The organism is Lysobacter enzymogenes, from assembly GCF_017355525.1.
GTDB classification, from domain to species: domain Bacteria; phylum Pseudomonadota; class Gammaproteobacteria; order Xanthomonadales; family Xanthomonadaceae; genus Lysobacter; species Lysobacter enzymogenes_C.
Genome location: NZ_CP067395.1, coordinates 4,894,209 through 4,907,421, shown reverse-complemented (window position 1 = coordinate 4,907,421; position 13,213 = coordinate 4,894,209). Strand labels below are relative to the sequence as shown.

Below are 13,213 nucleotides of genomic sequence, written 5' to 3'. Positions count from 1 at the left end.
CCCGCGAAAGCGGGGATCCAGAGACTTCAGAGCCATGTCGCGGTGAATCCCTGGATCCCCGCTTTCGCGGGGATGACGGCGGCAAGAACGCCGGACCGGGAAGCGGACCGGAACGATCCGGCGCATCGCCGCGCAAGCAAACCCGCTAATTCCGCTTCAGCCATAACAGCCAAAGCCATCATCCACTCATGACCACACCCACCACCTTGTTCGACAAACTGTGGACCGCCCACCTGGTCGCGCCCGAAACCGAGGCCGCGCCGGCGGTGCTGTACATCGACCTGCACCTGATCCACGAAGTCACCTCGCCGCAGGCCTTCGCCGAGCTCGACGCGCGCGGCCTCGCGCCGCGCCGGCCCGATCTGACCAAGGGCACGCTCGACCACTCCACGCCGACCCTGCCGGCCGGCGCCGACGGCCGTTTGCCGTACTACACCGCCGAAGCCGAAAACCAGGTCGAAACGCTGCGCCGCAACTGCGCGCGCCACGGCGTCGAACTGTTCGACTACGACAGCGATTACCGCGGCATCGTCCACGTGATCGGCCCCGAGCTGGGCCTGACCCAGCCCGGCCAGACCATCGTCTGCGGCGACAGCCACACCGCCACCCACGGCGCGTTCGGCGCGCTGGCGTTCGGCATCGGCACCAGCGAAGTCGGCCACGTGCTGGCGACCCAGTGCCTGTTGCAGCGCAAGCCCAAGACCCTGGCGATCAACGTCGAAGGCGAGCTGGCGCCAGGCGTCGGCGCCAAGGACCTGATCCTGCACATCATCGGCGAGATCGGCGTCAACGGCGGCACCGGCCAGGTCATCGAATACCGCGGCTCGACCATCCGCGCGCTGTCGATGGACGAGCGCATGACCGTGTGCAACATGTCGATCGAAGCCGGCGCGCGCGCCGGCCTGATCGCGCCCGATGCGACCACCTTTGAGTTTCTGGCGCAGACGCCGCGCGCGCCGCGCGGCGGCGACTGGGACCGCGCGGTGGCGCGCTGGAGCGAATTCAAGACCGACGACGGCGCGGCGTTCGACCGCGAAGTGCATATCGATGCGGCCGCGATCAAGCCGACCCTGACCTGGGGCACCCATCCGGGCCAGGTCGCGGCGATCGACGCGCACCTGCCGCAGGCGCGCGACGCCGACGAAGCCAAGGCGCTGGCCTACATGGGCTTCGACGGCGGCGCGGCGATGGCTGGACGGCCGGTCGACGTGGTGTTCGTCGGCAGCTGCACCAACTCGCGCCTGTCCGACCTGCGCCAGGCCGCCGACGTGCTGCGCGGCCGCCACGTGCATCCGCGCGTGCGCATGCTGGTGGTGCCGGGCTCCGAACAGGTCAAGCGCGCCGCCGAAGCCGAAGGCATCGACGCGGTGGTGCGCGCGGCCGGCGCCGAATGGCGCGAGCCGGGTTGCTCGATGTGCATCGCCATGAACGGCGATCTGGTCGGCGCCGGCCAACTCGCCGTGTCCACCAGCAACCGCAATTTCGAAGGCCGCCAGGGCAAGGGCGCGCGCACGCTGCTGGCCTCGCCGCTGACCGCCGCGGCCTGCGCGGTGGCCGGGCATGTGGTCGACCCTCGCGATTATCTGGGCGACGTCAAGGAGGTCGCGTAATGTCCGCCGCTCACGCCGCTTCCGGTTTCTCCGAAGTCGTCTCGCACACCGTGGTGCTGCGCGAACGCAACATCGACACCGACCAGATCATTCCCGCGCGCTTCCTGACCACCACCGAGCGCAAGGGCCTGGGCAAGTTCGCGTTCAACGACTGGCGCTATCTCGCCGACGGTTCGCCGAACCCCGAGTTCGAGCTCAACAAGCCGGCCAACGCCGGCGCCGCGATCCTGGTCGCCGGGCGCAACTTCGGCTGCGGCTCCTCGCGCGAGCACGCGCCGTGGGCGCTGACCGATCTGGGCCTGCGCGCGGTGATCAGCAGCGAAATCGCCGACATCTTCCGCAGCAACTCGCTCAAGAACGGCCTGCTGCCGATCGTGGTCGAGCAGTCGCTGCTCGACGAATTGCTGGAGCGTCCCGGCATCGAGCTGCGCATCGACGTTCGCGACCGCCGCCTGCACCTGCCCGACGGGCGCAGCGCGCAGTTCCCGCTCGACGCCTTCGCCCAGACCTGCCTGCTCGAAGGCGTCGACCAGCTCGGCTATCTGCTGCGCCAGCTCGAAGCCATCCAGTCGTTCGAACACCGCCGCGCCGCGGCCAATCAATCGGTACAGGAGCAAGTCCATGCGCGCTGACATCGTCGTTCTCGAAGGCGACGGCATCGGTCCGGAAGTCACCGCTGCCGCCGTCCAGGTTCTGCGCGCGGTCGCCGCCCGCTACAACCATCATTTCGAACTGCACTCCCACTTGATCGGCGGCGCCGCCATCGACGCCACCGGCGAACCCTTGCCGGCGGCGACGCTGCAGGCCTGCCAGCGCGCCGACGCGGTGCTGCTCGGCGCGGTCGGCGGCCCGAAGTGGTCCGACCCCAAGGCCAAGGTCCGCCCCGAGCAGGGCCTGCTGGCGCTGCGCAAGGGCCTGGGCCTGTACGCCAACCTGCGTCCGGTGCAGCCGCACGCGGCGACCCTCGGCGCTTCGCCGATCAAGCCGCACCTGCTCGCCGGCGTCGACATGATCGTGGTGCGCGAACTCACCGGCGGCATCTATTTCGGCGAGAAGCAGCGCAGCGAGTCCTCGGCCAGCGACCTGTGCGAATACAGCGTGGCCGAGATCGAACGCGTGGTGCGCCGCGCCTGCGCGCTGGCGCGCGGCCGCCGCAACCACGTGGTCAGCGTGGACAAGGCCAACGTGCTGGAAACCTCGCGGCTGTGGCGCGAAGTGGCGTCGCGGGTGGCGCGCGAGGAATTCCCCGACGTGACCCTGGAGCATCAGCTGGTCGATTCGATGGCCATGCACCTGATCGCCAAGCCGCGCGCGTTCGATGTGATCGTCACCGAGAACATGTTCGGCGACATCCTGACCGACGAGGCCTCGATGCTGGCCGGCTCGCTCGGGCTGTTGCCGTCGGCGTCGCTCGGCGAGGGCAAGGTCGGGCTGTATGAGCCGATCCATGGCTCGGCGCCGGACATCGCCGGGCGCGGCATCGCCAATCCGTGCGGCACCATCCTCAGCGCGGCGCTGCTGCTGCGCCATTCGCTGGGGCTGGAAGCCGAGGCGGCGTGCATCGAGAAGGCGGTCAGCGCGGTGCTCGATGCGGGCGTGCTGACGGCCGATCTGGCGCCGGCGGGCGAAGCGGCAACGACGGCGGCGGTGACGGCTGCGGTGTTGGCGCAGCTCGACTTGCCTTGTCACGTTGCTGAATTGCGCGATTGAGGGCGGCGATCCGGCCGACAGGCGTTCGCGCCTGCGGCGCTGCCCTCACCCCGACCCTCTCCCGCAAGCGGGAGAGGGAGCCCGATCTCAACCTGCCCGCTTCAAAGCCCCTCTCCCGCTTGCGGGAGAGGGGTGGGGGTGAGGGCCACCGCCCGCGCAACCCCAACCGCACAACAAAGCGAACCCCACCGCTCTCTCCAGCAAGTGCCGTAACCCCTCTCCCGATGCTTCCCCCGCATCGGGATTTTTTTTGCCCGCCGCGCCGGCCCGGCCGACATCGATTCCTCACCCGCCATTGATGTGAACCCAAGCAACAATCGCCCGAACCCGCTGTGCCATGATCGCGAAGCGACCTGGGCCAGTCTCATGCGGCCCGCAGCCCAACGCGGGACAGCCCCTGTCGACGCATCACGATCCGCCACCGCATGACCGAAGCCGCATGACCGAGCAAGAAGCACCCACGGCCGACCTGCTCATCGTCGGCGGCGGCATCAACGGCGCGGCGATCGCGCGCGACGCGGCCGGACGCGGCCTGAGCGTGATCCTGTGCGAGCGCGACGACATCGCCTCGCACACCTCCAGCGCCAGCACCAAGCTCATCCACGGCGGCCTGCGCTATCTGGAGCAGTTCGAATTCGCCTTGGTCGGCAAGGCCTTGGCCGAGCGCAAGCGCCTGCTGCGCATGGCCCCGCACATCATCTGGCCGCTGCGCTTCGTGCTGCCGCACCAGCCGCATCTGCGCCCGGCCTGGATGATCCGCATCGGCCTGTTCCTGTACGACCGCCTCGGCGGGCGCCGCAGCCGCGACCTGCCGGGCTCGCGCTCGGTCAACCTGCGCAAGCACATCGCCGGCCGCGCCCTGCGCGAGGAATTCACCCGCGGCTTCGTCTATTCCGACGCCTGGGTGCAGGACGCGCGGCTGTGCGTGCTCAACGCGATGGACGCGGCCGAACGCGGCGCGGCGGTGCACGTGCGCACCGCCTGCGTGTCGGCCGAACGCGCGGATCAACACTGGCAGGCGCAGTTGCGCAGCGCCGACGGCACCGTCAGCACGGTCCGCGCGCGCGCGCTGGTCAACGCCACCGGCCCGTGGGCGGCGAGCTTCCTCGACCGCGTCGCCCGAGTCGAGCACAAGCGCAGCCTGCGCCTGATCAAGGGCAGCCACATCGTCGTGCCGCGCCTGTTCGAACACGACCACGCCTACATCTTCCAGCAGCCCGACCGCCGCATCGTGTTCGCGATTCCGTACGAACACGACTACACCCTGATCGGCACCACCGACGTCGACTACCGCGAGGACCCGTCGGCGCCGCGCATCTCCAGCGCCGAAATCGACTATCTGTGCGCCGCCGCGGCGCGCTATTTCCAGCGCCCGGTGCTGGCCGAGGACGTGGTCTGGACCTACAGCGGCGTGCGTCCGCTGCTCGACGACGACAGCGACAAGGCCTCGGAAATCACCCGCGACTACGTGCTCGACCTCAACCGCGACGGCGCGCCGCTGCTGAGCGTGTTCGGCGGCAAGATCACCACCGCGCGCAAGCTCGCCGAAGAAGCCTGCGACACCCTGGCGCCGCTGCTGGACAACCGCCGCCCGGCCTGGACCGGCGCCTCGAAACTGCCCGGCGGCGACTTGCCGAACGCCGATTTCGAGGCCTTTTTCGAGGATTTCAGCCTGCGCCGGCCGTGGCTGCCGGACGGCCTGGCCTATCGCCTGTGCCGCAACTACGGCAGCCGCGCGCTGCGCATCGTCGAGAGCTGCTCGCGCCTGGAAGACCTCGGCGAACGCTTCGGCTCCGATCTGTACCAGGCCGAAGCGGATTATCTGATCGACTTCGAATGGGCGCGCACGGCCGAGGACATCCTGTGGCGGCGCTCCAAGCTCGGCCTGCGTTTCGATGCGGCGGGGCGCGAGGCCTTGCAGCGCTACATCGCCCAACGCGCATGATCGCCGCAGCATCCTGTAGGAGCGGCGCGAGCCGCGACCGCAAATCCGCAACCACGACGCCTCCTTCCGCATGCGCGTCTTTCGCCCGGCGAGAGCTTTCGGCGTGGTTGCGGATTCGCGGTCGCGGCTCGCGCCGCTCCTACAGGTAGAGACCCACTACGCTGACGCAATCGCGACTCCAGGAGACCCACCGTAATGGCCACACCGATGTCGCAATACCTCAGCGAGTTCATCGCCACCGCGATGCTGATCCTGCTCGGCAACGGCGTGGTCGCCGGCGCCTTGTTGAACAAGTCCAAGGCGCAAGGCGCCGGCTGGGGCGTGATCACCGCGGCCTGGGGCCTGGCGGTGCTGATCGGCATCTACATCGCCGGACCGACCAGTGGCGCGATCATGAATCCGGCGCTGACCGTGGCGCTGGCCGCGATCGGCAAGCTGTCGTGGGCGGTGGTGCCCGGCTTCGTCGTCGCCCAGGTCGCCGGCGCGTTCGCCGGCGCGACCCTGGTATGGCTCGCGTACCTGGCGCATTGGCGGGTCAGCGACGATCCCGAACTCAAGCGCGCGATCTTCTGCACCGCCCCGGCGATCCGCGACACCAAGGCCAACGTGCTGACCGAAGTCATCGGCACCTTCGCCCTGACCTTCGGCGCGCTCGCGATCGGCGCCAACACCCTGGCGCCCGGCATGGGCCCGCTCGGCGTCGGCCTGCTGGTGGTGGTGATCGGCATGTCGCTCGGCGGCCCCACCGGCTACGCGATCAACCCCGCGCGCGATCTCGGCCCGCGCCTGGCCCACGCGCTGCTGCCGATCGCCGGCAAGGGCGGTTCGGACTGGGGTTATGCGTGGGTGCCGGTGGTCGCGCCGATCGTCGGCGCGCTGCTGGGGGCGTTCGCGTTCCAGGCGGTCTACGGCTAGGCGAGAGCGGACCGGCGTCAGCGAACGCGTGCGTCTCCCCTATCCTCGTCCCAAAGCTGTCTCTGCCTCCCGACTTCCATCCGCTAACTCCTACTCCGGCGGCTCACCATGACCAAGCGCTACATCCTCGCCATCGACCAAGGCACCACCAGCTCGCGCGCCATGCTGTTCGACCGCGACGGCAGCATCGTCGGGACGGCGCAGCGCGAGTTCGAGCAGTTCTTTCCGCGCCCGGGCTGGGTCGAGCACGACCCGCGCGAGATTCTCGCCAGCGTGCAGACCACCGCGATCGAGGTCATGACCAAGGCCCAGATCAGCGCCTCGCAGATCGCCGGCATCGGCATCACCAACCAGCGCGAAACCACGGTGGTGTGGGACCGCCACACCGGCCAGGCGGTGCACAACGCGATCGTGTGGCAATCGCGCCAGACCGCGCAGATCTGCGAGCAGCTCAAGGCCGACGGCTACGAAGAACTCGTGCGCGAACGCACCGGCCTGCTGATCGACGCGTATTTCTCCGGAACCAAGGTCAAGTGGATCCTCGACAACGTCGAAGGCGCGCGGGCCAAGGCCGAGCGCGGCGATCTGCTGTTCGGCACCATCGACACCTGGCTGATCTGGAACCTGTCGGAGAACAAGGCCCACGTCACCGACTACTCCAACGCCTCGCGCACGCTGATGTACGACATCCACAAGCGCCAGTGGTGTCCGGAGCTGCTGGAGATGCTCGGCGTGCCGGCGTCGATGCTGCCGGAAGTGCGTTCCAGCAGCGAGGTCTACGCCCACACCGGGGCGCGCCATTTCTTCAACAACTCGGTGCCGATCTGCGGCGTCGCCGGCGACCAGCAGGCCGCGCTGTTCGGCCAGGCCTGCTTCGAGGCCGGCATGGCCAAGAACACCTACGGCACCGGCTGCTTCCTGCTGATGAACACCGGCGAGAAGGCGGTGCGCTCGGACAACGGCCTGCTGACCACGATCGCCTGGGGCGTCGACGGCAAGGTCGAGTACGCGCTGGAAGGCAGCATCTTCGTCGCCGGCTCGGCGGTGCAGTGGCTGCGCGACGGCCTGCGCATGCTCGGCAAGGCCGGCGATTCGCAGGCCTACGCCGAACGCGCGCGTTCGACCGAAGGCGTCTATTTCGTTCCCGCCTTCGTCGGCCTCGGCGCGCCGTACTGGCGCAGCGACGTGCGCGGGGCGATGTTCGGCCTGACGCGCGGCACCAGCAAGGAGCATTTCATCCGCGCCGTGCTCGAATCGCTGGCGTACCAGACCCGCGACGTGCTCAGCGCGATGCAGGCCGATTCCGGAATCGAGCTGACCTCGCTGCGCGCCGACGGCGGCGCGATTGCCAACGATTTCACCGCGCAGTTCCAGGCCGACATCCTCAACGTGGCGCTGGAGCGGCCGCGGATCAACGAGACGACGGCGCTGGGCGCGGCGTATCTGGCTGGCTTGGCGGTCGGGTTCTGGGACAGCCGCGAGCAGATCGCGCAGCAGTGGCAGGTGGAGCGCAGCTTCGAGCCGAAGATGTTGGAGGCGGAGCGCGAGAAGCTTTATGCGGGGTGGAAGCGGGCGATCGAGGCGACGTTGGCTTTCAGCGTGGAACACGCTTGATTTGAAGCCCCTCTCCCGCTTGCGAGCCATCGGCTCGCAAGCGGGCTCGGGAACCCGCGGCGGCGCTCAGTCCCGCTCCGGCACCTTCACCTTGAACCAAGCCGCATACAACGCCGGCAGGAACAGCAAGGTCAGCGCGGTCGCCACCATCAGCCCGCCCATGATCGCCACCGCCATCGGCCCGAAGAACGCGCTGCGCGACAGCGGGATCATCGCCAGGATCGCCGCCAGCGCGGTCAGCACGATCGGGCGGAACCGGCGCACGGTCGCGTCGACGATCGCCTTCCACGGCTCGTGGCCTTCGGCCCGGTCCTGCTCGATCTGATCGACCAGGATCACCGAGTTGCGCATGATCATGCCGGCCAACGCGATCGTGCCGAGCATCGCCACGAACCCGAACGGCACCCGGAACACCAGCAGGAACAAGGTCACCCCGATCAGGCCCAGCGGCGCGGTCAGCAGCACCATGAACGCGCGCGAGAAACTGCGCAGCTGCAGCATCAGCAGGGTGAACACCACGAACAGGAACAGCGGCATGCCGGCGTTGATCGACTTCTGCCCGCGCGCGGAATCCTCGACGCTGCCGCCGACGTTGATCGAATAGCCGTACGGCAACTGCGCGCGCAGACCGTCCAGGGTCGGCGAAATCTGCGCCATCACCGTCGCCGGCTGGGTGCCGTCGTAGATGTCGGCGCGCACGGTCATGGTCGGCAGGCGGTCGCGGTGCCAGATGATGCCTTCCTCGAAGCCGTACTCCAGGGTCGCGATCTGGGTCAGCGGCACGCTGCGGCCGTTGCTGGTCGGCACCATCAGGTTGCCGAGCATGTCGAGCTGGATGCGCTCCTCGCCCGGCCCGCGCAGCAGCATCTCGATCAGGCGGTTGCTTTCGCGGTAGGTGCTGATGTGCGAACCCGACAGCGAGCTGGACAGGAACTGCGACAGCTGCGCCGAGCTGATCCCCAAGGCGCGCGCGCGCTCCTGGTCGACCTGCAGGCGCACCACCTTGCTCGGCTCGTCCCAGTCCAGGTTGACGTTGGCGACGTGCGCGTTCTCGCGGATCTTTTCCTGCACCCGATAGGCGATCTTGCGGACCTGGTCGATGTGCTCGCCGGAGACGCGGAACTGCACGGGATAGCCGACCGGCGGGCCGTTCTCCAGGCGGGTCACGCGCAGTTGCAGCTCGGGGAAGCGCGGCGCCACGTCCTGGATGATCCAGCTGCGCAGGGTCTCGCGCGCCTTCAGGTCCTTCGGCATCAGCACGAACTGGGCGAAGTTCGCCGCCGGCAGCTGCTGGTCGAGCGGCAGATAGAAGCGCGGCGAACCGGTGCCGACGTAGGCGACGTAGTTCGCCACGTCCTTGCGCTGCTTGAGCATCGCCTCCAGGCGCGCGGCCTGCTCGGCGGTCTGGCGCAGCGAGGCGCCTTCGGCCAGTTCCATGTCGATCATCAGTTCCGGCCGCACCGAGTCGGGGAAGAACTGCTGCGGCACGAAACGGAACAGGAAGATCGAACCGACGAACGCGGCCACGGTCACCGCGATCACCAGCCAGCGCCGGCGCACGCACCACAGCACCCAGCCGCGAAAACGCACATAGAACTTCGATTCGTACGGATCGTGGGCATGGCCGTCGATCGCCGGCTTCGGCGCAATGACCTCGCTCAGCGCCGGCACGCGGCGGGCCAGGCCTTCGCGCAGGCCGTTCCAGCGCGCGGCCAGCGAACCGGGCTTGGGCGGCGCCGCGGCGTGGCCGTAATCCGGCAGCAGCTTGTCGCCGAGGAACGGAATGAACGCGACCGCGGCGATCCACGACACGCACAGCGCGATGGTCACCACCTCGAACAGCGAACGGGTGTACTCGCCGGTGCTCGACGCGGCGGTGGCGATCGGCAGGAAGCCGGCGGCGGTGATGAGGGTGCCGGTCAGCATCGGGAACGCGGTGCTGTCCCAGGCGAACGCGGCCGCGCGCAGGCGGCTGTAGCCCTGCTCCATCTTGATCGCCATCATCTCGACCGCGATGATCGCGTCGTCGACCAACAGCCCCAGCGCCAGCACCAGCGCGCCTAGCGAAATCTTGTGCAGGCCGACGCCGAAGAAGTCCATGACCGCGAAGGTCATCGCCAGCACCAACGGGATCGACAAGGCCACGACTAGACCGGTGCGCAGGCCGAGCGAGAAGAAGCTCACCAGCAGCACGATCCCCACCGCTTCGGCCAGCACCCGCACGAACTCGCCGACCGATTCTTCCACCGCCGCGGGCTGGTCGGCGACCTTGCGCAACTGCATGCCGGCCGGCAGGGTCTTCTGCAGGCGCGCGAATTCGGCCTCGAGCGTCTTGCCGAGCTTGAGGATGTCGCCGCCCTGCTTCATCGACACGCCGATGCCGATCGCGTCCTCGCCCATGAAGCGCATGCGCGGCTGCGGCGGGTCGGCGAAGCCGCGGCGCACTTCGGCCACGTCGCCGAGGCGGAAGGTGCGGTCGCCGACGCGGATCGGGAAGTTGCGGATCTGCTCGACCGAGGCGAACTGGCCGCCGACCCGGATCGGCACGCGGCTGGACGGGGTTTCGAAGAAGCCGGCCGGCACCAGCGCGTTCTGCTGGTTCAGCGCGTCCTGCACCGCCTGCGCCGGAACGCCGAGCGTGGACAGCTTCACGTTCGACAGCTCGACCCAGATCTTTTCGTCCTGCACGCCGAACAGTTCGATCTTGCCGACGTCGGGCTGGCTTTGCAGCGCCAGCTGCACGCGGTCGGCGTAGTCCTTGAGCACGGCGTAGTCGAAGCCCTCGCCGGTCAGCGCGTAGATGTTGCCGAAGGTGTCGCCGAACTCGTCGTTGAAGAACGGGCCGACGATGTCCTCGGGCAAGGTCGGGCGGATGTCGCCGATCTTCTTGCGCGCCTGGTACCACAAGGGCTGGATGTCGGCGGAGCGCATCGAGTCCTTGGCCGCGAAGATCACCTGCGACTCGCCGGCGCGCGAGTAGGAGCGGATGAACTCGTACTGGCCGGTCTCCATGAGCTTCTTTTCGATCCGCTCGGTGACCTGGCGCGAGACCTGCTCGGCGGTGGCGCCCGGCCACAGCGTTCGCACCACCATGACCTTGAAGGTGAAGGCCGGGTCTTCGCTGCGGCCCAGGCGCAGGTAGGACATCGCGCCGGCCACGGCCAGCACCAGCATCGCGTAGACGATCAGGCTGCGGTGGCGCAGCGCCCACTCGGAAAGATTGAAGCGCATGGAATCGACTCGTTAGGGCGTGGCGCGCGGTCGCGCGGGGGCGACCGGGCCGGACACGGAAGCGGCGCAGCGATGCGGCCGCACGCGAAGCGCAGGCGCGGCGGCGTTCACCGCTCCACCGGATGGTTCTCGCGATCCACCGGCTGCACCTTCTGGCCGTCGCGCAGCAGATGCCCGCCGGCGACCACGACCCATTCGTTCGCGCTCAGGCCCGAACGCACCGGCACCCGCTCGGGCCCGTACGGACCGGTCGCGATGGGCTTGAGCTTGACCGTGCCGGCGCGCGGATCGGCGACGAACACGGCGGTGCCCTGCGGCGTCTTCTGCACCGCGGCCAGCGGCACGCTGAGGCCCGAGGCGGCCGGATCGGCCTGGTAGATGCGCGCGCTCTGGCCCAGTTCGAGGCTGCCGGCCGGCGCGTCGACGGTGACCCGCGCCGCGTACGTGCGCGAGGCCGGATCGGCCGCCGGCGCGACTTCGCGCACCCGCCCCGGCCAACGCTGGCCCGGCTGCGACCACAGTTCCACCTGCACCTGCTGGCCCGGCTTGAACGCGGCGATCGCGCCCTCGGGCACGGCGAAGGCGATCTCGCGGGTGCCGTCGGCGGCCAGCGCGAACACCTGCTGGCCGGCGGCGACGACCTGCCCGGCCTCGGCGCTGCGGCTGGCGATGACCCCGTTGGCCGGCGCGCGCAGTTGCGAATACGCCGACTGGTTGCGCGCGACTTCCCAATTGGCCCGGGCCGAATTGAGCTGGCCCTGCGCGGCCTTGGCCTGGGCGTCCTGGGCGTCGCGGGTCGAGCGGCTGACCAACTGGTCCTTGGCCAACTGGTCGTAGCGGACCTGATCGGCGCGGGCGCGGGCATACTCGGCTTCGGCCGCGGCCAGTTGCGCCTGGGCGGCGCGGGTCTGGGCGTCGAGGTCGCCCGGGTCGAGCACCGCCAGCACCTGCCCGGCGGTCACATGGGCGCCGACGTCGACCTTGCGTTCGACCAGCTTGCCGGCGACCCGGAACGACAACGGGCTCTCCTCGCGGGCGCGGACCTCGCCGGCGTAGGCCGACACGGCGGTCACCGCGCCGCTGGGCTTGGCCACCAGCACCGGGCGGGCGCTTTCGGCCGCCGGCTTGGCGCCGCCGCAGGCGCTGAGCGCCAGGCCCAGGGCCGCGGCCAGCCACAATGGGCGGGCGCCCGTCGCGGCAGGCGAGAAGAAAGCCGGCAAGATAGGGGTGGAGGCGGAAAAAATCCGGCTGCGCATTGCGGACGGCCTCTAAGAGAATTAATGTACTCGTCAGTACTGTATAAATATCAAACCCGATAGTCCAGTATTCAAGCATGGTCTCCCCCCGCCCCTCCAGTCCCTCCGACGCCGCCGGTCAGAAGCCGGCCGACGCGACCGCGGCTTCGTCGGCCGCGCAGAAGCCGGCCGGCCCCGGCCGGCCCAAGGACCTCAGCAAGCGCAACGCCATCCTCGAAGCCGCCAAGCGGCTGTTCCTGATCGACGGCTACGACGGCGTCAGCATGGATCAGATCGCGGCCGAGGCCGGCGTCTCGAAGCTCACCGTCTACAGCCATTTCGGCGACAAAGAGACGCTGTTCGCGGCCGCCGTGCGCGCCCATTGCGAGCAGCACCTGCCGCCGCAGCTGTTCGCGCCCGAGCCCGGCACGCCGCTGCGCGAGCGCCTGCTGGCGATCGCCCGGGCCTTCTTCGAGATGGCCGCCGCGCCCGAAGCGATCCGCATCCACCGCCTGCTGTGCACGCCGCAGCTCGACCAGTCGCCGCTGGCGCAGCTGTTCTGGGACGTCGGTCCGCAACGTTTGCACGACGAATTCGCCGGCCTGCTGCGGCGCCGGGCCGAGACCGGCGAGCTCGAGCTGGCCGACGCCGACACCGCCTCGCGCCAGTTCTTCGCCGTGCTCAAGGGCGAGCCGTACGCCCTGCTGATGCTGGGCTATCCGCTGCCCGGCGCGGCCGAAACCCGCGCCCACCTGGAGGCGTCGGTGGACATGTTCCTGCGCGCTTATGCCCGGCGCGAGCGCTGACTGTGCCGGGTCTGGCGCCCGCACCGACGCCCCCGCCGCGAACGTAAGTGCGCGCCCTGCCAGGAGTTCTGATGACTTTCGGCACTAAGCCCACCGACCGCGCTGGTTAATTCTTTTTCCCCGCCGGGGCGCGCGGTCCCGGTAGAA

Annotated in this window: 9 protein-coding genes; 7 read left to right on the top strand and 2 right to left on the bottom strand. The window is 69.3% G+C overall.

What is annotated here, in order from left to right; all coding sequences use genetic code 11:
- Positions 1 to 188 precede the first annotated feature (188 nt).
- The 6 genes from leuC (at position 189) to glpK (ending at position 7,794) form a co-directional block, all read left to right on the top strand.
- A complete protein-coding gene (gene leuC / locus JHW38_RS20755; RefSeq protein ID WP_207523199.1) occupies positions 189 to 1,610 on the top strand; it encodes a 3-isopropylmalate dehydratase large subunit in 1,422 nt (473 codons plus the stop codon).
- Complete coding sequence (gene leuD / locus JHW38_RS20750) at positions 1,610 to 2,242, top strand: 3-isopropylmalate dehydratase small subunit (protein ID WP_207523198.1); 633 nt, start codon at positions 1,610 to 1,612, stop codon at positions 2,240 to 2,242. Before leuC ends, leuD begins: the two co-directional genes overlap by 1 nt.
- On the top strand, positions 2,232 to 3,320 hold the full coding sequence (gene leuB / locus JHW38_RS20745; protein ID WP_207523197.1) for a 3-isopropylmalate dehydrogenase: 1,089 nt from the start codon (positions 2,232 to 2,234) through the stop codon (positions 3,318 to 3,320). The genes leuD and leuB overlap by 11 nt, the downstream gene beginning before the upstream one ends.
- 439 nt (positions 3,321 to 3,759) lie before the next feature.
- The gene (glpD, locus tag JHW38_RS20740) at positions 3,760 to 5,265 is read left to right on the top strand and encodes a glycerol-3-phosphate dehydrogenase (RefSeq protein WP_207523196.1); all 1,506 of its coding nucleotides are present in this window, start codon (positions 3,760 to 3,762) and stop codon (positions 5,263 to 5,265) included.
- Positions 5,266 to 5,460: 195 nt separating this feature from the next.
- Complete coding sequence (locus JHW38_RS20735; RefSeq protein WP_242691017.1) at positions 5,461 to 6,180, top strand: MIP/aquaporin family protein; 720 nt, start codon at positions 5,461 to 5,463, stop codon at positions 6,178 to 6,180.
- A 108-nt stretch (positions 6,181 to 6,288) separates the two neighbouring features.
- Entirely contained in the window at positions 6,289 to 7,794 is a 1,506-nt protein-coding gene (gene glpK, locus JHW38_RS20730) for a glycerol kinase GlpK (RefSeq protein WP_207523195.1), read from the top strand.
- Between the two features lie 66 nt (positions 7,795 to 7,860).
- Here glpK and JHW38_RS20725 read toward each other — a convergent pair whose 3' ends face one another.
- A complete protein-coding gene (locus JHW38_RS20725; RefSeq protein ID WP_207523194.1) occupies positions 7,861 to 11,025 on the bottom strand; it encodes an efflux RND transporter permease subunit in 3,165 nt (1,054 codons plus the stop codon).
- A gap of 107 nt (positions 11,026 to 11,132) precedes the next feature.
- On the bottom strand, positions 11,133 to 12,203 hold the full coding sequence (locus tag JHW38_RS20720) for an efflux RND transporter periplasmic adaptor subunit (RefSeq protein WP_242691015.1): 1,071 nt from the start codon (positions 12,201 to 12,203) through the stop codon (positions 11,133 to 11,135).
- A 155-nt stretch (positions 12,204 to 12,358) separates the two neighbouring features.
- Between JHW38_RS20720 and JHW38_RS20715 the strand changes: the two genes are divergently transcribed.
- Positions 12,359 to 13,066, top strand: coding sequence for a TetR/AcrR family transcriptional regulator (locus JHW38_RS20715; protein ID WP_207523192.1), 708 nt, complete (start codon positions 12,359 to 12,361; stop codon positions 13,064 to 13,066).
- Positions 13,067 to 13,213: the final 147 nt, after the last annotated feature.